This window comes from Pseudomonas fluorescens (assembly GCF_003732425.1).
Classification (GTDB): domain Bacteria; phylum Pseudomonadota; class Gammaproteobacteria; order Pseudomonadales; family Pseudomonadaceae; genus Aquipseudomonas; species Aquipseudomonas fluorescens_BE.
Genome location: NZ_MOBX01000016.1, coordinates 248,628 through 270,342 on the forward strand (window position 1 = coordinate 248,628; position 21,715 = coordinate 270,342).

At 60.2% G+C, this 21,715-nt stretch carries 26 protein-coding genes; 16 read left to right on the forward strand and 10 right to left on the reverse strand.

Going from position 1 to position 21,715, the window contains the following annotated elements; all coding sequences use genetic code 11:
• Nucleotides 1-92: 92 nt before the first annotated feature.
• Nucleotides 93-524, reverse strand: coding sequence for an NINE protein (locus BK670_RS26755; RefSeq protein ID WP_123454306.1), 432 nt, complete (start codon nucleotides 522-524; stop codon nucleotides 93-95).
• A 248-nt stretch (nucleotides 525-772) separates the two neighbouring features.
• On the opposite strand from BK670_RS26755, the gene BK670_RS26760 reads away from it, so the two are divergent.
• Nucleotides 773-1,396 carry a C40 family peptidase gene (locus BK670_RS26760; RefSeq protein WP_123454308.1) on the forward strand — a complete coding sequence of 208 codons (624 nt, stop codon included), beginning with the start codon at nucleotides 773-775 and terminating at the stop codon, nucleotides 1,394-1,396.
• A 123-nt stretch (nucleotides 1,397-1,519) separates the two neighbouring features.
• Here BK670_RS26760 and BK670_RS26765 read toward each other — a convergent pair whose 3' ends face one another.
• Entirely contained in the window at nucleotides 1,520-2,554 is a 1,035-nt protein-coding gene (locus BK670_RS26765) for a type IV pilus twitching motility protein PilT (protein WP_123454310.1), read from the reverse strand.
• A 56-nt stretch (nucleotides 2,555-2,610) separates the two neighbouring features.
• Between BK670_RS26765 and BK670_RS26770 the strand changes: the two genes are divergently transcribed.
• The 11 genes from BK670_RS26770 to BK670_RS26820 all read left to right on the forward strand — a co-directional run bounded on the left by BK670_RS26770 (nucleotide 2,611) and on the right by BK670_RS26820 (nucleotide 10,305).
• Entirely contained in the window at nucleotides 2,611-3,297 is a 687-nt protein-coding gene (locus BK670_RS26770; protein WP_123454312.1) for a YggS family pyridoxal phosphate-dependent enzyme, read from the forward strand.
• A gap of 23 nt (nucleotides 3,298-3,320) precedes the next feature.
• Nucleotides 3,321-4,139, forward strand: coding sequence for a pyrroline-5-carboxylate reductase (proC, locus tag BK670_RS26775; protein WP_123454314.1), 819 nt, complete (start codon nucleotides 3,321-3,323; stop codon nucleotides 4,137-4,139).
• A 10-nt stretch (nucleotides 4,140-4,149) separates the two neighbouring features.
• Entirely contained in the window at nucleotides 4,150-4,740 is a 591-nt protein-coding gene (locus BK670_RS26780) for a YggT family protein (protein WP_123454316.1), read from the forward strand.
• Complete coding sequence (locus BK670_RS26785; protein WP_064589645.1) at nucleotides 4,737-5,027, forward strand: DUF167 domain-containing protein; 291 nt, start codon at nucleotides 4,737-4,739, stop codon at nucleotides 5,025-5,027. Before BK670_RS26780 ends, BK670_RS26785 begins: the two co-directional genes overlap by 4 nt.
• Nucleotides 5,028-5,239: 212 nt before the next feature.
• Entirely contained in the window at nucleotides 5,240-6,379 is a 1,140-nt protein-coding gene (gene metX / locus BK670_RS26790) for a homoserine O-succinyltransferase MetX (RefSeq protein WP_123454318.1), read from the forward strand.
• A gap of 7 nt (nucleotides 6,380-6,386) precedes the next feature.
• Nucleotides 6,387-7,007: a methionine biosynthesis protein MetW gene (metW, locus tag BK670_RS26795; RefSeq protein WP_008083798.1), complete on the forward strand. Its 621-nt coding sequence runs from the start codon at nucleotides 6,387-6,389 to the stop codon at nucleotides 7,005-7,007.
• Nucleotides 7,008-7,033: 26 nt separating this feature from the next.
• A complete protein-coding gene (locus BK670_RS26800; RefSeq protein WP_123454321.1) occupies nucleotides 7,034-7,468 on the forward strand; it encodes a DUF4426 domain-containing protein in 435 nt (144 codons plus the stop codon).
• Nucleotides 7,465-8,061, forward strand: coding sequence for an RdgB/HAM1 family non-canonical purine NTP pyrophosphatase (gene rdgB / locus BK670_RS26805; protein ID WP_123454323.1), 597 nt, complete (start codon nucleotides 7,465-7,467; stop codon nucleotides 8,059-8,061). Before BK670_RS26800 ends, rdgB begins: the two co-directional genes overlap by 4 nt.
• Nucleotides 8,058-9,263 carry a radical SAM family heme chaperone HemW gene (gene hemW, locus BK670_RS26810; RefSeq protein ID WP_123454325.1) on the forward strand — a complete coding sequence of 402 codons (1,206 nt, stop codon included), beginning with the start codon at nucleotides 8,058-8,060 and terminating at the stop codon, nucleotides 9,261-9,263. Before rdgB ends, hemW begins: the two co-directional genes overlap by 4 nt.
• Before the next feature lie 35 nt (nucleotides 9,264-9,298).
• Entirely contained in the window at nucleotides 9,299-9,622 is a 324-nt protein-coding gene (locus BK670_RS26815; protein WP_007913629.1) for a DUF3392 domain-containing protein, read from the forward strand.
• A 137-nt stretch (nucleotides 9,623-9,759) separates the two neighbouring features.
• Entirely contained in the window at nucleotides 9,760-10,305 is a 546-nt protein-coding gene (locus BK670_RS26820; protein WP_123454327.1) for an RNA 2'-phosphotransferase, read from the forward strand.
• 115 nt (nucleotides 10,306-10,420) lie between these two features.
• On the opposite strand, the gene trmB is transcribed toward BK670_RS26820, so the two are convergent.
• From trmB to BK670_RS26840, 4 genes are all read right to left on the reverse strand, one after another.
• Complete coding sequence (trmB, locus tag BK670_RS26825; RefSeq protein ID WP_123454329.1) at nucleotides 10,421-11,146, reverse strand: tRNA (guanosine(46)-N7)-methyltransferase TrmB; 726 nt, start codon at nucleotides 11,144-11,146, stop codon at nucleotides 10,421-10,423.
• 9 nt (nucleotides 11,147-11,155) lie between these two features.
• Nucleotides 11,156-11,950, reverse strand: a complete 795-nt coding sequence (locus BK670_RS26830) for a thiazole synthase (RefSeq protein ID WP_123454331.1) — start codon at nucleotides 11,948-11,950, stop codon at nucleotides 11,156-11,158.
• 60 nt (nucleotides 11,951-12,010) lie between these two features.
• Nucleotides 12,011-12,211, reverse strand: coding sequence for a sulfur carrier protein ThiS (gene thiS, locus BK670_RS26835; RefSeq protein ID WP_123454333.1), 201 nt, complete (start codon nucleotides 12,209-12,211; stop codon nucleotides 12,011-12,013).
• Nucleotides 12,212-12,282: 71 nt separating this feature from the next.
• The gene (locus BK670_RS26840; RefSeq protein ID WP_123454335.1) at nucleotides 12,283-12,663 is read right to left on the reverse strand and encodes a DUF423 domain-containing protein; all 381 of its coding nucleotides are present in this window, start codon (nucleotides 12,661-12,663) and stop codon (nucleotides 12,283-12,285) included.
• Between the two features lie 74 nt (nucleotides 12,664-12,737).
• Between BK670_RS26840 and mtgA the strand changes: the two genes are divergently transcribed.
• Nucleotides 12,738-13,460: a monofunctional biosynthetic peptidoglycan transglycosylase gene (gene mtgA, locus BK670_RS26845; RefSeq protein WP_123454337.1), complete on the forward strand. Its 723-nt coding sequence runs from the start codon at nucleotides 12,738-12,740 to the stop codon at nucleotides 13,458-13,460.
• A gap of 182 nt (nucleotides 13,461-13,642) precedes the next feature.
• Here mtgA and rpoH read toward each other — a convergent pair whose 3' ends face one another.
• From rpoH to ftsY, 4 genes are all read right to left on the reverse strand, one after another.
• Nucleotides 13,643-14,497, reverse strand: coding sequence for an RNA polymerase sigma factor RpoH (rpoH, locus tag BK670_RS26855; RefSeq protein WP_003229146.1), 855 nt, complete (start codon nucleotides 14,495-14,497; stop codon nucleotides 13,643-13,645).
• Nucleotides 14,498-14,612: 115 nt separating this feature from the next.
• The gene (gene ftsX, locus BK670_RS26860) at nucleotides 14,613-15,638 is read right to left on the reverse strand and encodes a permease-like cell division protein FtsX (RefSeq protein ID WP_099757424.1); all 1,026 of its coding nucleotides are present in this window, start codon (nucleotides 15,636-15,638) and stop codon (nucleotides 14,613-14,615) included.
• A complete protein-coding gene (gene ftsE / locus BK670_RS26865) occupies nucleotides 15,635-16,306 on the reverse strand; it encodes a cell division ATP-binding protein FtsE (protein ID WP_003229148.1) in 672 nt (223 codons plus the stop codon). Before ftsE ends, ftsX begins: the two co-directional genes overlap by 4 nt.
• Complete coding sequence (gene ftsY / locus BK670_RS26870) at nucleotides 16,303-17,826, reverse strand: signal recognition particle-docking protein FtsY (protein ID WP_123454339.1); 1,524 nt, start codon at nucleotides 17,824-17,826, stop codon at nucleotides 16,303-16,305. The genes ftsE and ftsY overlap by 4 nt, the downstream gene beginning before the upstream one ends.
• A 344-nt stretch (nucleotides 17,827-18,170) precedes the next feature.
• Here ftsY and BK670_RS26875 point away from each other — a divergent pair, with 344 nt between their 5' ends.
• From BK670_RS26875 to rsmD, 3 genes are read left to right on the forward strand one after another with little or no spacing between them, the layout of a single operon-like run.
• Nucleotides 18,171-19,526, forward strand: coding sequence for a M16 family metallopeptidase (locus BK670_RS26875; RefSeq protein WP_123454341.1), 1,356 nt, complete (start codon nucleotides 18,171-18,173; stop codon nucleotides 19,524-19,526).
• A complete protein-coding gene (locus BK670_RS26880) occupies nucleotides 19,519-21,006 on the forward strand; it encodes a M16 family metallopeptidase (RefSeq protein ID WP_123454343.1) in 1,488 nt (495 codons plus the stop codon). Before BK670_RS26875 ends, BK670_RS26880 begins: the two co-directional genes overlap by 8 nt.
• A complete protein-coding gene (gene rsmD, locus BK670_RS26885; protein ID WP_123454345.1) occupies nucleotides 21,006-21,608 on the forward strand; it encodes a 16S rRNA (guanine(966)-N(2))-methyltransferase RsmD in 603 nt (200 codons plus the stop codon). Before BK670_RS26880 ends, rsmD begins: the two co-directional genes overlap by 1 nt.
• Nucleotides 21,609-21,715: the final 107 nt, after the last annotated feature.

Below are 21,715 nucleotides of genomic sequence, written 5' to 3' on the forward strand. Positions count from 1 at the left end.
CTTGCTCCCGCTGGACTGCGCAGCAGGCCCTCTTTTAAATCAAGAGAGGGGCCGCTTCGTGACCCAGCGGGAGCAAGCTCCCTCGCCACAACTTACTGGAAAGCGCCGCGGTTCTGGGCGTTACGCACCGACACCTGATCATTCAGCGTCCAGAAGTCATACAGCACGCCAATAAAGAACAACCCGCCCGTCAGCAGGTACAGCAACCCGCTGATCCACTTGCCTTGGTACATCCGGTGCACGCCGAACACGCCAAGGAACGTCAGCAGAATCCACGCCACGTTGTACTCGATCGGCCCTGCGGTAAAACGCAGATCCGCCTCACGGTCCATCGCCGGGATCAGGAACAGGTCGATCAGCCAGCCAATGCCCAGCAAACCGAAGGTGAAGAACCAGATCGTCCCGGTCACCGGTTTGCCGTAATAGAAGCGGTGAGCACCGGTAAATCCGAAAATCCACAGCAGATAACCGATGATTTTGCTGTGCGTATCTTGCTGCTGAACAAATTGTTGATAGGGGTTCATGAAGACCTCGATTCACACGATAGATAAATATTCTTGAATTCTTTGTGACTTTTTTACAGGTAGCCGACGTACGGCAAATGTTACCGTTACTACCGTCAAAGCCTTATAGCACCTGACTTCTGTCCGACAATTGCGTCCATTTGCCGCTTATTTGGTTCCGTTGGCCTCCAACTGAATCGACCAACGGACTCGGAATGAAAAAAAACTCTGTTATAAAGTTGCGCGCTATCACTAAAGAGCCACGCCTAATGCGACCATTTTTCAAGACATGGCTAACCATTTGCCTATTAATGCCACTGGCCGCCCACGCCACCAATCGTGAGCAACGTCTTCCCAACGTTAACGGTTTCACCCCTAAATCCCATGCTTCGGCTCCTTCGAGCAAAAGCAGCAAAAGCAAAACCACCACGCTGAGCAGCAAAAGCCACAGCAAGCTGGTGCCACCGATGGCGAGCAAGGAAAGCAGCAATGTGCTGAGCCGTGCGGTGAACGTCCTCGGTACCCCTTATCGTTGGGGCGGCAGCAGCCCAAGTAAAGGCTTCGATTGCAGCGGTCTGGTGAAATACGCGTTCAACGACGCCACGTTCGACCTGCCACGCACCTCCAACGCCATGGCCAGCGGTCACGGCGAGAAAGTCGAGCGCAAGGATCTGAAGCCGGGCGACCTGATTTTCTTCAACATCAAGAGCCGCCGGGTCAACCACGTTGCCATCTACCTGGGCAACGACCGCTTCATCCACGCCCCGCGTCGTGGCAAAGCGGTAAGCATCGATACGCTGAACAAGCCTTATTGGGAACAGCATTACGTGGTGGCCAAGCGTGTGTTGCCGAAAGAGCCTGCCGGCAAGCAGATGCGCGTGGTTCAGCGCTAACAAACGATCAACTGTGGCGAGGGAGCTTGCTCCCGCTTGAGTGCGCAGCGCTCACAAGCTTTTGGGGCCGCTGCGCAGCCCAGCGGGAGCAAGCTCCCTCGCCACAAATTTGCATTCCAACCCTCAGAAATTATCCGGCGTACGTGCCTTCTCCCGCGCATGCTCGCGGCTGATCAAACCCTTGGTCACCAGATCCTTCAGGCACATGTCGAGAGTCTGCATCCCCAGCGACCCACCGGTCTGAATCGCCGAATACATCTGCGCGACCTTGTCCTCACGGATCAGGTTACGGATCGCCGACGTGCCCAGCATGATCTCGTGCGCCGCCACCCGCCCGCCGCCGACTTTCTTGATCAGCGTCTGCGAAACCACCGCCAGCAACGACTCCGACAGCATCGAGCGCACCATCGACTTCTCGTCCCCGGGAAACACGTCCACGACCCGGTCAATGGTTTTCGCGGCAGACGTGGTGTGCAAGGTGCCGAACACCAAGTGCCCGGTCTCAGCAGCGGTCAGGGCCAGACGAATGGTTTCCAGGTCACGCATCTCGCCCACCAGAATCACGTCCGGATCCTCACGCAATGCCGAACGCAAAGCTGTGGCAAAACTGCGGGTATCACGGTGGACTTCACGCTGATTGATCAGGCATTTGCGCGATTCGTGAACGAACTCGATCGGATCTTCAATGGTGAGGATGTGGTGATGCCGATGGGTATTGAGGTAATCGATCATCGCCGCCAGCGTGGTCGACTTGCCCGAGCCGGTCGGCCCGGTCACCAGCACCAGCCCGCGCGGCGCATCGGTGATCTTGCGAAAGACGTCGCCCATGGCCAGGTCTTCCATGCTCAGTACTTTCGACGGAATGGTACGGAATACCGCGCCGGCGCCTCGGTTCTGGTTAAAGGCGTTGACCCGGAAACGCGCCACACCCGGCACTTCGAAGGAAAAATCGGTTTCCAGGTGTTTCTCGAAGTCGACCCGCTGGGTGTCGTTCATGATGTCGTAGATCAATTCGTGCACTTGCTTGTGATCCAGCGCCGGCAGATTGATCCGCCGCACATCGCCATCGACGCGGATCATCGGCGGCAGACCGGCCGACAAGTGCAGGTCGGAAGCGCCTTGTTTGGCGCTGAAGGCCAGCAGTTCAGTGATATCCATAGCGCTCCTCAATTCCAGTAGAATGCCGCGAACCTTCAGACCGCCGGCGCCTCTTGATGTCCACGATAGCAGACAACATTCTCCAGGTTGGTTCGCGCATCCAGACCGCGACCCAAGCCGCACACCGTCCTGAAAACAGCGTCCAGCTGCTCGCCGTGAGCAAGACCAAGCCCGCCGCAGCCCTGCGCGAAGCGTATGCCGCCGGCCTGCGCGACTTTGGCGAGAACTATCTGCAGGAAGCCTTGGGCAAACAGCTCGAACTGGTCGACCTGCCCTTGATCTGGCACTTCATCGGCCCCATTCAATCGAACAAGACTCGCGCCATCGCCGAGCATTTCGACTGGGTGCACTCCGTGGATCGCCTGAAAATCGCTCAACGTCTGTCCGAACAGCGCCCGGCCGAACTGCCACCGCTGAACATCTGCATTCAGGTCAACGTCAGCGGTGAGGCGAGCAAGTCCGGCTGCACCCCGGCCGACCTGCCAGCACTGGCCGCAGCCATCAGCGCCCTGCCCCGGTTGAAACTGCGCGGTTTGATGGCGATTCCCGAGCCGACCGAAGATCGCGCCGAGCAAGACGCGGCCTTCGCCGCCGTACAGAAGCTGCAGGCGAGCCTCAAGCTGCCGCTCGACACATTGTCCATGGGCATGAGCCACGACCTCGAGTCGGCCATCGCCCAAGGCGCCACCTGGGTGCGTATCGGTACTGCCCTGTTTGGTGCCAGAGATTATTCCCAGTCTTGAACGATTCCAGATAAGGACCACACATGAGCAACACACGTATTGCGTTTATCGGTGCGGGCAACATGGCGGCCAGTCTGATTGGCGGCCTGCGCGCCAAGGGTCTGGAAGCAGCGCAGATCCGCGCCAGCGACCCGGGTGAAGAAACCCGCGCCAAAGTCAGTGCCGAACACGGCATCGAAACCTTCGCGGACAACGCCCAGGCCATCGACGGCGTCGATGTGATTGTGCTGGCAGTCAAGCCGCAGGCGATGAAAGCCGTGTGCGAGGCGATTCGCCCAAGCCTGAAGCCGAATCAACTGGTGGTGTCGATTGCCGCCGGCATCACCTGCGCGAGCATGACCGCCTGGCTCGGCGAGCAGCCGATCGTGCGCTGCATGCCGAACACCCCGGCGCTGCTGCGTCAGGGCGTCAGCGGTCTTTACGCGACCAGCGAAGTGACCGCCGAGCAACGTCAGCAAGCCGAAGAGCTGCTGTCCGCCGTCGGCATAGCCCTGTGGCTCAACGAAGAACAGCAACTTGATGCCGTCACTGCGGTGTCCGGCTCCGGCCCGGCGTACTTCTTCCTGCTGATCGAAGCCATGACCGCTGCCGGCGTCAAACTCGGCCTGCCGAAAGACATCGCAGAACAACTGACCCTGCAAACCGCCCTCGGCGCCGCGCACATGGCGGTTTCCAGTGACGTCGACGCCGCCGAATTGCGCCACCGCGTGACCTCGCCAAATGGCACCACGGAAGCTGCAATCAAATCATTCCAGGCCAATGGCTTCGAAGCCCTGGTCGAAACCGCACTCGGCGCCGCCGCGCACCGCTCGGCCGAAATGGCCGAACAACTGGGCAAATAAGGAGCCTTACATGATTGGATTGAACACCGCAGCGGTTTACGTGCTGCAAACCCTCGGCAGTCTGTACCTGCTGATCGTGCTGCTGCGCTTCGTCCTGCAACTGGTGCGGGCGAACTTCTACAACCCGCTGTGCCAGTTCGTGGTCAAGGCGACCCAGCCGCTGCTCAAGCCTCTGCGCCGAATCATCCCGAGCCTGTTCGGTCTGGACATGTCGTCGCTGGTGCTGGCGATTCTGGTGCAACTGGCGCTGATGGCGCTGACCCTGCTGCTGACTTACGGCACCACCGGCAACCCGCTGCAACTGGTGATCTGGTCGCTGATCGGCGTGACCGCGCTGTTCCTGAAGATCTTCTTCTTCGCCCTGATCATCAGCGTGATTCTGTCGTGGGTCGCGCCGGGCAGCCACAACCCGGGTGCTGAACTGGTCAACCAGATCTGCGAGCCGGCGCTGGCGCCGTTCCGCCGCTTCCTGCCGAATCTCGGCGGTCTGGACCTGTCGCCGATCTTCGCCTTCCTCGCGTTGAAGCTGATCGACATGCTGGTGATCAACAATCTGGCGGCAATGACGATGATGCCGGAAATCCTGCGCTTGCTGATGTGAGCTGGTTCCGATGGGACGGTGACGACTTGATCCTCGAGTGTCACCTGCAACCGGCAGCCCGTAGCGATGATTTCGCCGGGCTGCACGGTGATCGGTTGAAGATTCGCCTGACTGCGCCGCCGGTTGAGGGCAAGGCTAATGCGTACCTGATGGGCTTTCTGGCCAAGGCGTTTGGGGTATCCAAGAGCCAGGTCAGTTTGCTCAGTGGTGAGTTGAACCGGCAGAAGCGGGTGAAGATCTGCTCGCCGAAGAAGCTGCCGGATTTGCCTGACCTGGTACGCCCCTGATCTCCTGTGGCGAGGGGATTTATCCCCGTTGGGTGGCGAAGCCGCCCCCTGCATTCTGGAAGACAAACCAGGTTGGCAGGTTTACGACTGCTGCGCAGCCGAGCGGGGATAAATCCCCTCGCCACAGATGAATGAAGCAGCGCCTGATCGTTGCTTGCCGCTAACCCCCCCGGTCTTTAGACTTACGCCTCATTTCAACGAGAGCAGGGTCGATGCCAACTGCCTTTCCCACCGATTCTGTTGGTCTGGTGACGCCGCAAACCGCGCACTTCAGCGAACCGCTGGCCTTGGCCTGTGGTCGTTCGCTGGCCGCCTATGACCTGATCTACGAAACCTACGGCACGCTGAACGCGCAAGCGAGCAACGCCGTGCTGATTTGCCACGCCTTGTCCGGCCATCATCACGCAGCCGGCTATCACAGCGTCGACGACCGCAAACCCGGTTGGTGGGACAGCTGCATCGGCCCGGGCAAACCGATCGACACAAACAAGTTCTTCGTGGTCAGCCTGAACAACCTCGGCGGCTGCAACGGCTCCACCGGCCCGAGCAGCATCAACCCGGAGACCGGCAAACCGTTCGGTGCCGACTTCCCGGTGCTCACCGTGGAAGACTGGGTGCACAGCCAGGCGCGTCTGGCCGACCTGCTCGGCATCCGCCAGTTCGCCGCAGTGATCGGTGGCAGCCTCGGCGGCATGCAGGCGCTGCAATGGACCATCACCTACCCGGATCGCGTGCGTCACTGCCTGGCCATCGCCTCGGCACCGAAGTTGTCGGCGCAGAACATCGCCTTCAACGAGGTGGCGCGCCAGGCAATCCTCACCGATCCGGAATTCCACGGCGGTTCGTTCCAGGAAGCCGGCGTGATCCCCAAGCGCGGCCTGATGCTGGCGCGGATGGTCGGGCACATCACTTACCTGTCCGACGACTCCATGGGCGAGAAATTCGGCCGTGGCCTGAAGAGCGAAAAGCTCAACTACGACTTCCACAGCGTCGAGTTTCAGGTCGAAAGCTACCTGCGTTATCAGGGCGAAGAGTTCTCCGGGCGTTTCGACGCCAACACTTATCTGTTGATGACCAAGGCGCTGGATTACTTCGATCCGGCGGCGAACTTCGACGATAACCTGGCGAAAACCTTTGAAAACGCCACGGCCAAATTCTGCGTAATGTCGTTCACCACCGACTGGCGTTTCTCCCCGGCGCGTTCACGGGAACTGGTGGATGCACTGATGGCGGCACGCAAAGACGTCAGCTACCTGGAAATCGACGCACCGCAGGGCCACGACGCCTTCCTGATTCCGATCCCTCGCTACTTGCAGGCGTTCGGCAATTACATGAACCGAATCACGTTGTGAGAAAGCCATGAGAGCTGATCTGGAAATCATCCAGGAATGGATCCCCGCCGGCAGCCGCGTCCTCGACCTCGGTTGCGGTGACGGCGAGCTGCTGACCTGGCTGCGCGACAACAAGAATGTCACCGGTTATGGCCTGGAAAACGACGCCGATAACATCGCCGAATGCGTGGCCAAAGGCATCAACGTCATCGAGCAGGATCTGGACAAGGGGCTGGGCAACTTCGCCAGCAACAGTTTCGACATCGTCGTCATGACCCAGGCCCTGCAAGCGGTGCACTACCCGGACAAGATCCTCGACGAAATGCTCCGGGTCGGCCGTCAGTGCATTATTACTTTCCCGAATTTCGGTCACTGGCGCTGCCGCTGGTACCTGGCGAGCAAGGGGCGCATGCCGGTTTCCGAGTTCCTGCCGTACACCTGGTACAACACGCCGAACATTCACTTCTGCACCTTCGAAGACTTTGAAGAACTTTGCCGCGAACGTGATGCGAAGGTCATTGATCGGCTTGCCGTGGATCAACAGCACCGTCACGGGTGGGCCAGTAAGCTATGGCCTAATCTGTTAGGTGAGATCGGTATCTACCGCGTCAGCAGCCCGCAGCTTGCAGACCACAAAGTCGCGGTCTGAATCCCGTCATTTCGAGGAGCACGATCATGGGTCGTTTAGCGTTGTTGTTATTAACTGCCTGCCTGAGCGCCAGCGCCCTGGCGGCCGACGTCATCAAGGGCGAGCGTCAGGAAACCTTTGGCGACGTCACGGTGCACTACAACACTTTCAACTCGACGTTTCTGACGCCGGACATCGCCAAGGCTGCGGAACTGGTGCGCAGCAAGAATCAGGGCGTGATCAATGTCTCGGTGATCAAGGACGGCAAACCGCTGATCGCCAACGTCACCGGCACGGTCAAAGACCTGACCAGCCAGAGCGTGCCGCTGAATTTCCGCCAGATCACCGAACAGGGCGCGATCTACTACATCGCCCAGTACCCGGTGGAGCAGCAGGAAACCCGCACTTTTGAAATCAAGGTGCAGAACGGCGACAAGATCAACACTATCAATTTCAACCAAGAACTCTTTCCCGGCGAATGATGAACATCAAGCAGCTCGTACTGGCCAGCCATAACGCCGGCAAACTCAAAGAACTTCAGGCCATGCTCGGCGACTCGGTGCAACTGCGCTCGATTGGCGAGTGGAGCAAGGTCGAGCCGGAAGAAACCGGTCTGTCGTTCGTCGAGAACGCGATTCTCAAGGCGCGTAACGCCGCACGTATTTCCGGGCTGCCAGCGCTGGCCGACGATTCCGGGCTGGCCGTGGACTTCCTCGGCGGCGCGCCGGGCATCTACTCGGCGCGTTATGCCGACGGCAAGGGCGACGCGGCGAACAACGCCAAATTGCTCGATGCGCTGAAAGATGTGCCGGAAGCCGAACGCGGCGCGCAGTTCGTCTGCGTGCTGGCACTGGTGCGTCACGCTGACGATCCGTTGCCGATCCTCTGCGAAGGCCTGTGGCACGGACGCATTCTGACGGCCGCCAGCGGCGAGCACGGTTTCGGCTATGACCCACTGTTCTGGGTGCCGGAGCGTGACGTGTCCAGCGCCGAACTGAGCCCGGCCTACAAGAACCAGATCAGCCACCGCGCCCGTGCAATGGATCTGCTGCGCCAGCGTCTGGGCCTGAAATGACCGACAGCCCCTCCGCGTCGTCGCTGATCATCGGCGGCGCCGCCTCTTCGCCTCGGGCGCCGCTGCCAACGCTGCCGCCCCTGGCGCTGTACATCCACATCCCGTGGTGTGTACGCAAATGCCCGTATTGCGATTTCAACTCGCATACCGCCAGCCCGGTTTTGCCGGAGCAGGAATACGTCGACGCCTTGTTGGCCGATCTCGATCAGGATCTGCACGCGGTTTACGGTCGTGAAATCAGCTCGATCTTTTTCGGTGGCGGCACGCCGAGCCTGTTCAGCGCCGAAGCGCTTGGCCGGTTGCTGGAAGGCGTCGAACAACGCATTCCGTTTGCCCGCGACATCGAAATCACCCTGGAAGCCAACCCCGGCACGTTCGAGCAAGAGAAGTTCGTCGCCTACCGCAAGTTGGGGATTAATCGCCTGTCGATTGGCATACAGAGTTTCCAGCAGGAAAAACTCAAGGCGCTGGGCCGCATTCACAACGGTGACGAAGCGGTGCGCGCGGCCGGTATGGCGCGTCAGGCCGGGTTCGATAACTTCAACCTCGACTTGATGCATGGCTTGCCCGATCAATCGCTGGAAGATGCTTTGAGCGATCTGCGCCAGGCCATCGCACTGAATCCGACGCACATCTCCTGGTATCAGCTGACACTGGAGCCGAACACGGTGTTCTGGAACCAGCCGCCGGTGCTGCCGGAAGACGACACGCTGTGGGACATTCAGGAAGCCGGGCAGGCGCTGTTGGCCGAGCACGGTTACGCGCAATACGAAGTGTCGGCTTATGCCCAGGCCGGGCGTCCGGCGCGGCACAACCTCAATTACTGGAGTTTCGGCGACTTTATCGGCATCGGCGCGGGTGCGCACGGCAAGCTCAGCCATCCGGACGGGCGCATCGTTCGTACCTGGAAGACGCGCCTACCGAAGGACTATCTCAACCCGGCGAAAAGCTTCCAGGCTGGCGAAAAAGCGCTGACCAATGACGAAATGCCGTTCGAGTTTCTGATGAATGCTTTGCGCCTGACTGCCGGCGTCGAATCGCGCCTGTATCCGGAGCGCACCGGGCTGTCGCTGGAAAGCCTCGCTGAAGGCCGGTCAGCGGCAGAACAAAGCGGTCTGTTGCAGGTCGAACCGTCACGTCTGGCGGCCACCGAGCGCGGACAGCTGTTCCTCAACGACTTGCTGCAACAATTTCTGAACTGAGCCCAACCCTCAACTTCAGCCCCAAGGAAAAACGCATGGATTTGATACTCGACCTGCTCGCCACCGTCTCCCGCTGGAGCCGCAGCAATCTCTCGGAAATCGCCCTGGCGCTGGTCGGCTGCCTGCTGGTGCTGTTCGGCGCTGACTTCAAAGGCTGGGTCGAGCAACGCCTGGGCAGCATCGCCGGCGCCTTGCGCGTGCCGCTGATGGCACTGCTCTGCGTGATCGGTAGCGGTGCAGCGCTGATTTACGCTACGCCGTGGGTGATCAAGGGTTTGAGCCAGTTCAACAACTACAGCCTGGCGCCGGTGTTGTTAGTGGTGCTGGTGTTGATCGGCGTAGTCGCCGACCGCCGCTAACTCCGCAACGCCCCAAAACAACTGTGGGAGCGAGCCTGCTCGCGAAGGCGTCATGTCAGCCAACATCACTGCTGAATGACCGATAGCTTTCGCGAGCAGGCTCGCTCCCACAGTTGATCGCAATGACAGGGAAGCTCATGAGTAAAAAACTGCTGGATGAGACGAGCAAATTTCTTAGTTACGTACTGCGCCACGAGCCTCAGGCGATTGGGCTGACGCTGGATTCGGAGGGTTGGGCAGATATCGAAGCACTGATCAGCGGCGCTGCGCGTGATGGTCGAAGCCTGGATCGCTCACTGATTGAAAACGTCGTAGCGAGCAGCGACAAAAAGCGCTTTTCGATCTCAGAAGACGGCCAGTCCATTCGCGCCGTTCAGGGCCATTCGACGAAAAGCGTAGCGCTTCAACTGGAGGAAAAGCAGCCACCGCAAACGCTGTATCACGGTACGGCGACGCGCTTCATGGACTCTATCAGCCAGCAAGGCTTGATCCCGGGATCGCGTCACCACGTGCATCTATCGGAAGAATCCGCCACTGCCTCAGCCGTAGGGCAACGCTATGGAACCGTGGTAACCCTAAAAGTCGCCGCGCAGCAAATGCATGAGCAAGGCTTCAAGTTTTATCAGGCCGAAAATGGCGTCTGGCTGACAGCACACGTGCCGGTCGACTTCATTTCCTCCTGACCATCCCCCAAAAACAACGGTAGGAGCTGCGGCACGCTGCGATCTTTTGATCTTGAAAAACAAAATCAAAAGATCGCAGCGTGCCGCAGCTCCTACATTGGGTATTGCGTAATGCTCAGGACTGCTTTTCGAACTTCAGGTCCCACACGCCATGGCCAAGACGTTCGCCGCGGCGTTCGAACTTGGTGATCGGCCGTTCGGCCGGGCGTGGTACGCATTTGCCGTCTTCGGCGAGGTTGCGATAGCCCGGAGCGACGTTCATCACTTCCAGCATGTATTCGGCATACGGTTCCCAGTCGGTGGCCATGTGCAGAATGCCGCCAACCTTCAACTTGCTGCGCACCAGTTCAGCGAACGAGGCCTGAACGATACGGCGCTTGTGGTGACGGCTCTTGTGCCACGGATCCGGGAAAAACAGCATCAGGCGATCGAGGCTGTTGTCGGCGATGCAACGGTTGAGCACTTCGATCGCGTCGCAATCGTAGACCCGCAGGTTGGTCAGGCCCTGAGTCAGCACGCCATTGAGCAGCGCGCCAACACCTGGACGGTGCACTTCAACACCGATGAAATCCTGATCCGGTGCCGCCGCAGCCATTTCCAGCAGCGAGTGGCCCATGCCGAAACCGATCTCCAGCGAGCGCGGTGCCGAGCGGCCGAACACTTGATCGTAATCCACCGGGGCATCGGCCAGCGGCAGCACATACAGCGGCGCGCCCTGGTCCAGACCGCGTTGCTGGCCTTCGGTCATGCGCCCGGCGCGCATCACGAAACTCTTGATGCGGCGGTGTTGGCGCTCGTCGCCTTCTTCCGTCTGGACAGGCGTGTCGTTCGATTCAGTCATCAATGGCTCTTACTTGATCAGACCATCCAGCGGCGAAGAGGCGCTGGCATAGAGTTTTTTCGGCATACGGCCAGCGAGGTAGGCCAGACGACCTGCAACGATGGCGTGTTTCATGGCTTCAGCCATCATCACCGGCTGTTGAGCGTGGGCGATGGCCGAGTTCATCAGCACCGCATCGCAACCCAGTTCCATGGCGATGGTTGCGTCGGACGCAGTACCGACACCGGCATCGACCAACACAGGAATCCTGGCTTCTTCGAGGATGATCTGCAGGTTGTACGGGTTGCAGATGCCCAGACCGGAACCGATCAGGCCGGCCAGCGGCATCACCGCGATGCAGCCGATTTCTGCCAGTTGACGGGCAATGATCGGGTCATCGCTGGTGTAAACCATCACGTCGAAGCCTTCCTTGACCAGCGTTTCCGCGGCCTTGAGGGTTTCGATCACGTTGGGGAACAGGGTCTTCTGGTCAGCCAGGACTTCCAGCTTCACCAGGTTGTGGCCGTCGAGCAGCTCACGGGCCAGGCGGCAGGTGCGCACGGCTTCGATGGCGTCGTAGCAACCGGCGGTGTTCGGCAGGAAGGTGTAGCGCTCCGGCGACAGTACGTCGAGCAGGTTCGGCTCGCCTTCGATCTGGCCCAGGTTGGTGCGGCGCACAGCGAAAGTGACGATCTCGGCACCCGAGGTTTCGATGGCCTGGCGGGTTTCTTCCATGTCACGGTACTTGCCGGTACCGACCAGCAAACGCGACTGGTAAGTACGACCGGCCAGCACAAAAGGCTTGTCGCTACGAACGATGCTCATGGGGAATCCTCTTTAAGGGTGAGGGTCTTGCAGAATTCTGTGCCCTTGCGGGCCGGGCGACTAGCCGCCGCCGATGGCGTGCACCACTTCAACGTTGTCGCCGTCATTAAGTGTGGTACTGGCATGCTGGCTGCGCGGGACAATATCCAGATTGAGTTCAACTGCTACCCGGCGTCCGGTCAGTTCCAGACGGGTAATCAGGGCCGCAACGGTTTCACCGTCGGGCAGTTCAAGGGATTCGCCGTTCAACTGAATGCGCATGCGCTAGGCCGCCATCATTTTTAGGGGCTGGCATTCTAGCCCGATCATGACCTAAAGGTCAGCACCAAGCGTCAAGCGGTTGGTTGCAAGCGCCAGGCGGCGAGACCCAGGCAAACCCATCCGACCAGAAACGCCAAGCCACCAAACGGGGTAATGATGCCGAGCTTGCTGATGCCGGTCATGGTCAGCACATACAGGCTACCGGAGAACAACAAGATGCCGACGGCGAAGGAAATGCCAGCCCAAGTGACCAGTCGCCCCTGAATCTGCGTGGCCAACAGCGCCACACCGAACAGTGCCAAGGTGTGCACCAGTTGATAGGTGACGCCGGTATGGAAAATCGTCAGGTACTCGGGGGTCAGGCGGTTTTTCAGGCCGTGAGCGGCGAATGCGCCCAAAGCGACTCCGGTGAAACCGAAAAAAGCGGCCAGCATCAAAAAGCCACGCAGCATTGGGAACTCCAGTCAGACGCGATCGGCAGGGTCTGTATAATGGCCCGCTCCACCGGTTCGGCCAAGCCATCTCTATGCTGCGTACTATTTTCCGTCGTCTCACGAAGGCCCTGCTCTGGTTCGCAGGCGGCAGCGTCTTGCTGGTGCTGGTGTTTCGCTTCGTGCCGCCGCCGGGCACGGCGTTGATGGTCGAGCGCAAGGTCGAATCCTGGGTCGATGGCGAGCCAATTGACCTGCAGCGCACGTGGAAGCCGTGGGACGAGATCTCCGACGACCTCAAAGTGGCGGTCATGGCCGGTGAGGATCAGAAGTTTCCCGAGCATTGGGGCTTTGATTTCAGCGCGATTCAGGCTGCATTGGCGCACAACGAACTCGGCGGCTCGATTCGCGGCGCCAGTACCTTGAGCCAGCAGGTGTCGAAAAACCTGTTTCTGTGGGCCGGCCGCAGCTATCTGCGTAAAGGGCTGGAGGCGTGGTTTACCGCGCTGATCGAAGTGTTCTGGCCCAAGCAGCGGATTCTTGAGGTGTATCTGAACAGCGTCGAGTGGGATGACGGGGTGTTTGGTGCTGAAGCGGCGGCCCGGCATCACTTTGGCGTGAGCGCCAAGTCGCTGACACGGCAGCAGGCGAGTTATCTGGCGGCGGTTCTACCGAATCCGCGTGTCTGGAGTGCCAGCCATCCGACCGCTTATGTGTCGCGCCGGGCCGGGTGGATTCGGCAACAGATGAGTCAGTTGGGTGGAGATAGCTATTTGCTGGGCCTCAACGATTCGCGCCGGGCACCTTGGTCGCGATAACACCGAGGATCGAAATGTAGGAGTGAGCCTGCTCGCGATAGCGGTGCATCAGTGACGGCAATGCTGACTGCCACACCGCTATCGCGAGCAGGCTCACTCCTACAATGGTTTTGTGTTGAAGCAGAAACGAAAACGCCCCGATCATCGCTGATCGGGGCGTTTTTTATTGCCGAGGCGCCGGTTTAGGCGGCGATCGACAACTTGAGCTTGTTCATCGCGCTCTTCTCGAGCTGACGGATCCGCTCGGCCGACACGTTGTACTTCTGCGCCAAGTCATGCAGCGTGGCTTTCTCTTCAGCCAGCCAGCGCTGGTAGAGGATGTCGCGGCTACGTTCGTCCAGCACTTCCAGCGCTTCGTGCAGGTTGTGGTTGGAGTTATCGCTCCAGTCGGCATCTTCCAGTTGACGTGCCGGGTCGTACCGGTGGTCTTCCAGATAGTTGGCCGGCGACTGGAAAGCGCTGTCGTCGTCGGCTTCAGCAGCCGGGTCGAAGGCCATGTCATGGCCGGTCAGGCGACTTTCCATCTCGCGCACTTCACGCGGTTCAACGCCGAGGCTTTCCGCCACACGGTGGACTTCCTCGTTGTTCAGCCACGCCAGACGTTTCTTCTGGCTGCGCAGGTTGAAGAACAGCTTGCGCTGGGCCTTGGTGGTCGCGACTTTCACAATGCGCCAGTTGCGCAGGATGAACTCGTGAATTTCCGCCTTGATCCAGTGCACGGCGAACGACACCAGACGCACACCCATTTCCGGGTTGAAGCGCTTTACGGCCTTCATCAGGCCGACGTTACCTTCCTGGATCAGGTCAGCCTGAGCCAGACCGTAGCCGGAATAGCTACGGGCAATGTGTACGACAAAACGCAGGTGGGCGAGCACCATCTGCCGAGCCGCCCCCAAATCCTGCTCATAGTAGAGACTCTCGGCCAGTTCACGCTCCTGCTCCGGCGTCAGCAATGGAATGCTGTTGACGGTGTGCACATAGGCTTCCAGGTTCGCACCCGGAACCAACGCATACGCAGGTTGCAAAGAATTGGTCATGCGAAAAAACCTCCCACTTACATACTCGTGCCTCTCGGCACTGCGAAAAATTGACCGGGAATTCAAGTGCAAGTTCCCAAAAAAACCGCAAGGTCAATCACGCGCAAAAAAGATTCTACTTCGGCGCCAGCTCCCTGAGATGACGTGCGACTGCAATCCATGCACCGATATAACCCAACAGCACCGCGCCAAGCAAGAGCGACAGACCATCGGCAACTGGCACTCCGGCCAGCGCGAAATCACTGCCGTACAAGCCGGCCAGCCCAACCACCGCATCGTTCAGCCAGTTCAGGCCGAACGCCAATACGCCCCAGGACAGCAGCCCCGCACCGAAGCCATACAACGCGCCCATATAAAGGAAGGGACGACGCACATAACTGTCAGTGCCGCCGACGAGTTTAATCACTTCTATCTCGGTGCGGCGGTTTTCAATATGAAGACGAATGGTATTGCCTATCACCAAAAGTAATGCAGAAACCAGCAGCACCGTCAGACCGAAGACAAACCGATCGCCAAGCTTGAGGATGGCGGCCAGACGCTCGACCCAGACTAGATCAAGTTGCGCCTGTTGTACCTTGGGCAACTCGGAAAGTTTTTGTCTTAATGCTTCCAGGGTCGGCTTGTCGACCTCGTTCGGGGTGACCAGCACCACGCCCGGCAACGGGTTCTCCGGCAGCTCGCGCAGGGCTTCGCCCAGTCCGGACTGTTGCTGGAACTCTTCCAGGGCCTGATCACGGCCGACGTATTCAGCATCAGCGACACCAGGCATGCCTTTGATCTGTTCACGCAACGACTCGCCCTGCTCCGGGCTGGCATCGAGTTGCAGGTACAACGAGATCTGCGCCGCACGCTGCCACGAACCGCCAAGACGTTCGACGTTGTTGAGCAACAGCGAAAGCCCCATCGGCAGGCTCAGCGCCACCGCCATCACCATGCAGGTGAAGAAGCTGCCGATCGGCTGTTTGCCGAGACGGCGCAGGCTGTCGAGCAGACTAGCGCGATGGCTCTCGATCCACGCGCGGAACAGTGTGGCGAAGTCCGGGCCATCGTCTTCGTCGTGTTTTTTCTTCTTCGGCGGCTGCGGGTCGGCGGCTTTCGGGGCCACGCGCTCGGAAACCTTCGGACTGCGTGTTGCACTCATACCCCAGCCTCCCCGTCGCCGATCAATCGACCGCGTTGCAGGGTCAGCATGCGGTGCCGCATGCGCGCGATCAGCGCCAGGTCGTGACTGGCGATCAGCACGCTGGTGCCCAGCCGGTTGATGTCTTCGAATACACCCATGATTTCCGCCGCCAGGCGCGGGTCGAGGTTACCGGTCGGTTCGTCCGCCAGCAGCAAGGCCGGGCGGTGAACGATCGCGCGAGCGATGCCCACGCGCTGTTGTTGACCGGTGGACAGGTCGCCCGGGTACAGATCGGTTTTATCCGACAGCGCCACACGCTCCAGCGCCGAATCAACACGCTTGGCGATTTCGGCCTTGGACAGCCCGAGAATCTGCAGCGGCAAGGCGACGTTGTTGAACACCGTGCGATCGAACAGCAACTGGTGATTCTGGAACACCACGCCGATCTGCCGGCGCAGGAACGGGATCTGTGCGTTGCTGATGGTGCTCAGGTCTTGCCCGGCGAGCAGCAGTTTGCCGCTGGTCGGACGTTCCATCGCCAGCAACAGGCGCAACAAGGTGGACTTACCGGCACCGGAGTGGCCGGTGACAAACAAGAACTCGCCACGACGGACTCGAAAGCTCAGCTCATGCAAGCCGACGTGACCGTTCGGGTAGCGTTTACCGACCTGTTCGAAACGAATCATGAACGCTCCCGCTCGGCAAACAATGCCTGGACAAAGGGTTCGGCTTCAAAGGTACGCAAATCGTCGATGCCTTCACCGACGCCGATGTAGCGGATCGGCAGGCCAAACTGCTTGGCCAGGGCGAAAATCACCCCGCCCTTGGCGGTGCCGTCGAGTTTGGTCAGCGCCAGACCGGTCAGCTCGACGGTCTGGTTGAATTGCTTGGCCTGGTTGATGGCGTTTTGACCGGTACCGGCGTCGAGCACCAGCAGCACTTCGTGCGGCGCATCGGCGTCGAGTTTGCCGATGACGCGGCGAACCTTTTTCAGTTCTTCCATCAGGTTGTCTTTGGTGTGCAGACGACCGGCGGTGTCAGCGATCAACACGTCGATGCCACGGGCCTTGGCGGCCTGCACGGCGTCGAAGATCACCGAAGCCGAGTCGGCGCCGGTGTGCTGAGCGATCACCGGGATCTTGTTGCGCTCGCCCCATACCTGCAATTGCTCCACGGCGGCGGCGCGGAAGGTGTCACCGGCGGCGAGCATGACTTTCTTGCCTTCCAGTTGCAGCTTCTTCGCCAGTTTGCCGATGGTCGTGGTCTTGCCAGCGCCGTTGACGCCAACCACCAGAATCACGAATGGCTTGTTCTGCGAGGCGATTTTCAGCGGTTGTTCGACCGGTTTGAGCATCGCCGCCAGTTCGGCCTGCAGGGATTTGTACAGCGCGTCGGCGTCGGCCAGCTCTTTGCGGGCAACCTTCTGGGTCAGGCGCTGAATGATCTGCGTGGTGGCTTCGACGCCAACGTCGGCGGTCAGCAGACGGGTTTCGAGGTCGTCGAGCAGATCGTCGTCGATGGTTTTGCGGCCGAGGAACAGACTGGCCATGCCCTCGCCGATGCTGGCGCTGGTTTTGGACAAGCCTTGTTTGAGGCGAGCGAAGAACCCGGCTTTGGTTTCTTCGGTGCGCGGAGTTTCGACGGGCGCTTCAGCCACTACTTCAACTGGAGTGACAGGAGCAGCGACAATCGGTGCAGGTGCAGGTGCAGGTGCAGGTGCAGGTGCAGGTGCAGGCTCGGCTTGCTGAACGAAAGGAGCAACCGGAGCAACAGGCTCAGCAACAACCGGCGCAGGCTCGACAACCGGCGCAACTACAGGTGCCGGAGCCAGCTCGGGCACAAACGCAGCAGGCGCAGGAATTTCCGGGGTAATGTGCGGCGCAGCCTCTTCAACCAACGCCACCGGCTCTTCCGCCACTGGCAAGGTCAGCCATGGCTCGGCCGCCGGAGTCAGCGGCAGTTCAGCCGCCACAGGCGCTTCAGGCTCGGGTTCTGGCTCGACCGGTTGTAGCACCGGCTCGGCAAGCGGCAGCACAATCGGTGCCGGCTCTTCTTCTATTACCGGAACCGGCGCCGGGGCAGGCTCAGGAATCGCGGGCGGCTGTTCGACGACGGGTTCCTGCGGTTTCTTACGCAGCCATCCGAACAGGCTTTTCTTCTCGCCAGCCGCAGCTGGGGTCTTCTTGTCGTCGTTGGAACCAAACATGGAGGACGGCTATCTCACGGTAGCGACGCGCCATAAGGGCGCCCCGGCAAATAAATATTCGATGCAGAACAGACTGTGTTTCATCCAGCTTGTTCACGCGCAACATTTTGTCGAAGCGCCAGCGGCACCTCAAAGATTCGTATTAACGAAGGACTAAACCGGCAAAATCGGCGAAAAAGCGAAGTTTAGTCGATAAACCACAGCTTTCTGCCGCCAACCTATACAGCCTTATCAAGCCTGAAAACCTGATAGGCGTGGTCGCCGGTAAAACGGATCAGTATCCTAGCACCTCCTCGCCCGCCTAGGCTAAGACCAAGCGGGCAGCCCAACAGGTTAAAAAACGAATGAATGCTCTAGCCCGCCGCGCTGCAGGCCTGCTGCTCAGCACAGTCTGCCTGCCCCTTTCGGCCCTGGCGGCCGACACGCAACCGACCCACGAATTCACCCTCGACAACGGCCTCAAGGTCGTTGTGCGCGAAGACCATCGCGCGCCGGTGGTGGTGTCGCAGGTCTGGTACAAGGTCGGCTCCAGCTACGAAACCCCGGGCCAGACCGGTCTGTCCCATGCGCTTGAGCACATGATGTTCAAGGGCAGTGAAAAAGTCGGTCCCGGCGAAGCCTCGTTGATCCTGCGTGACCTGGGCGCCGAAGAGAACGCTTTCACCAGCGACGACTTCACCGCTTATTATCAGGTGTTGGCCCGCGACCGTCTGGGCGTGGCCTTTGAGCTGGAAGCCGACCGCATGGCCAATCTGCGCCTGCCGGCCGACGAGTTCGCCAAGGAGATCGAAGTCATCAAGGAAGAGCGCCGTCTGCGCACCGATGACAAGCCGATGTCCAAGGCCTACGAACGCTACAAGGCCATGGCCTACCCGGCCAGCGGCTACCACACGCCGACCATCGGCTGGATGGCCGACCTCGATCGCATGAAGGTCGAGGAGCTGCGCCACTGGTACCAATCCTGGTACGTGCCGAACAACGCCACACTCGTCGTGGTCGGCGACGTCACCCCGGACGAAGTGAAAACCCTCGCGCAACGCTATTTCGGCCCGATCGCCAAGCGCGACGTGCCGCCGGCGAAAAAGCCGCTGGAGCTGGCCGAACCGGGCGAACGCCAGATCACCCTGCACGTACAGACTCAGTTGCCTAGCCTGATGCTCGGTTTCAACGTGCCAAGCATTGCCACGGCTGAAGACAAACGCTCGGTCAACGCCTTGCGCCTGATCTCGGCGCTGCTCGACGGCGGTTACAGCGGGCGCATCCCGACGCAACTGGAGCGCGGCGAAGAGTTGGTCTCCGGCGGTTCGTCGAGCTACGACGCCTACACCCGTGGCGACAGCCTGTTCACCCTGTCGGCAACCCCGAACACCCAGAAGAAAAAGACCATCGCGCAAGCCGAGGCCGGTCTGTGGAAATTGCTGGAACAGCTGAAAACCACTGCACCGTCCGCCGAAGAACTGGAGCGCGTGCGTGCACAAGTGATTGCCGGTCTGGTGTTCGAACGTGATTCGATCACCAGCCAGGCCACTGCGATTGGCCAGCTGGAAACCGTCGGCCTGTCGTGGAAACTGATGGACACCGAACTCGCCGATCTGGAAAGCGTGACTCCGCAAGACATCCAGAACGCCGCCAAGCTGTATTTCACCCGCGAACGTCTCAGCGTCGCCCACGTTCTGCCACTGGAGACGACTCATGAGTGAGCGCAAATCCCCACGCCTGCTACTCGGCCTGATCGCCGTGGCGGTGATCGGCTCCGCCGCGTTCTATTTGATGCCCGGCGCTGACAGCAATGCCAGCGAAGCCTTGGACAACGCCAAGTCCAGCCAGAAGCTGCAATCACTGACCGAACTGGACGGCAAAGCTCCGGCCAGCCGCAAACTCGACGTACAAACCTGGAACACCGCCGAAGGCGCCAAGGTACTGTTCGTCGAAGCCCATGAACTGCCAATGTTCGACATGCGCCTGATCTTCGCTGCCGGCAGCAGCCAGGACGGCAATGCGCCGGGCCTGGCGGTGCTGACCAATGCGATGCTCAACGAAGGTGTCGCCGGTAAAGACGTCGGCGCCATCGCGCAAGGCTTTGAAGGTCTGGGGGCGGATTTCGGCAACGGTGCTTTCAAGGACATGGCGCTGGCTTCGCTGCGCAGCCTGAGTGCTGCCGACAAGCGTGAGCCGGCGCTGAAGCTGTTTTCGGAAGTGGTCGGCAAACCGACTTTCCCGGCCGACTCCTTCGCGCGCATCAAGAACCAGATGCTCGCCGGTTTCGAATACCAGAAACAGAACCCCGGCAAACTCGCCAGCCTCGAGCTGATGAAGCGCTTGTACGGCGACCACCCGTACGCGCATTCGAGCGATGGCAATCCGCAAACCGTACCGAAGATCACTATTGCGCAACTGCGTGAATTCCACGCCAAGGCCTACGCGGCAGGCAATGCGGTGATCGCATTGGTCGGTGACCTGTCCCGCGCCGAAGCCGAGGCAATTGCCAATCAGGTTTCCAGCGCCCTGCCCAAAGGCCCGGCACTGGCGAAGATCGCGCCGCCGCAGGAACCGAAGGCCAGCATCAACCACATCGAGTTCCCGTCCAAGCAAACCAACCTGATGCTCGCGCAACTGGGCATCGACCGTGACGATCCGGATTACGCCGCGCTGTCGATGGGCAACCAGATCCTCGGTGGCGGTGGTTTCGGCACACGCCTGATGAGCGAAGTGCGCGAGAAACGCGGCTTGACCTACGGCGTGTACTCGGCGTTCAGCCCGATGCAGGCGCGCGGCCCGTTCATGATCAACCTGCAGACCCGCGCGGAAATGAGCGAAGGCACGCTGAAACTGGTGCAAGACGTGCTCGCCGACTACCTGAAAACCGGACCGACGCAGAAGGAGCTCGACGACGCCAAGCGCGAACTGGCCGGCAGCTTCCCGCTGTCCACCGCGAGTAACGCCGATATCGTCGGCCAACTCGGCGCCATGGGCTTCTATAATCTGCCGTTGAGCTACCTGGATGACTTCATGCGTCAGTCGCAGAGCCTGACCGTCGAACAAGTCCGCGACGCCCTGAACAAACACCTGAGCACGGACAAAATGGTCATCGTCACCGCTGGCCCGACCGTGCCGCAAAAGCCGTTACCGGCCCCATCTGATAAACCTGCCGAGCAACCGCTCGGGGTTCCGGAGCATTAATGGCTACCCGATCGCCTAAAAAACCTGCGCACAACGTCCACAACGGTGTGAACCAGCTGCGCATCATTGGCGGCCAATGGCGCAGCCGCAAGCTGAGCTTCCCCGATGCGCCGGGCCTGCGCCCGACGCCGGACCGTGTCCGTGAAACTCTGTTCAACTGGCTGGCGCCGTACGTTGAGGGGGCCAAGGTACTCGACCCGTTCGCCGGCAGTGGCGCGCTGTTTCTCGAAGCACTGTCCCGTGGCGCAGCCATGGGTCAGGCGCTGGACGCCAGCAACATTGCCGTCTCCAGCCTGAAAGAACACCTCGGCACCCTGCGCTGCACCAATGGCCAGGTACAGACTGCTGATGCCCTGCGTTATCTGGAAAGCCAGACCGCCAGCGCCTTCGACCTGGTGTTCCTCGACCCGCCGTTCAACCAGAACCTGCTGCCAGCCGTTTGCACACTGCTGGAAGAGCGCCAGTGGTTGGCCGCCGATGCGTGGATCTACACTGAAAGCGAAACCGCGCCATCGCTCCTCGGCCTGCCGGGCACCTGGCGCCTGCACCGCGAGCAGAAATCCGGGCGGGTGCATTACGCGTTGTGGCAGCGCGGCGCCTGATCCCGGCGTCGAGCTGATCGCAGCATTGGCAATAAATAGATACCGCACATCGCCTCTCGAATATCGCCAAAGTGGTTGCCGCAATCTGCGTTAATCACTTCGGACGA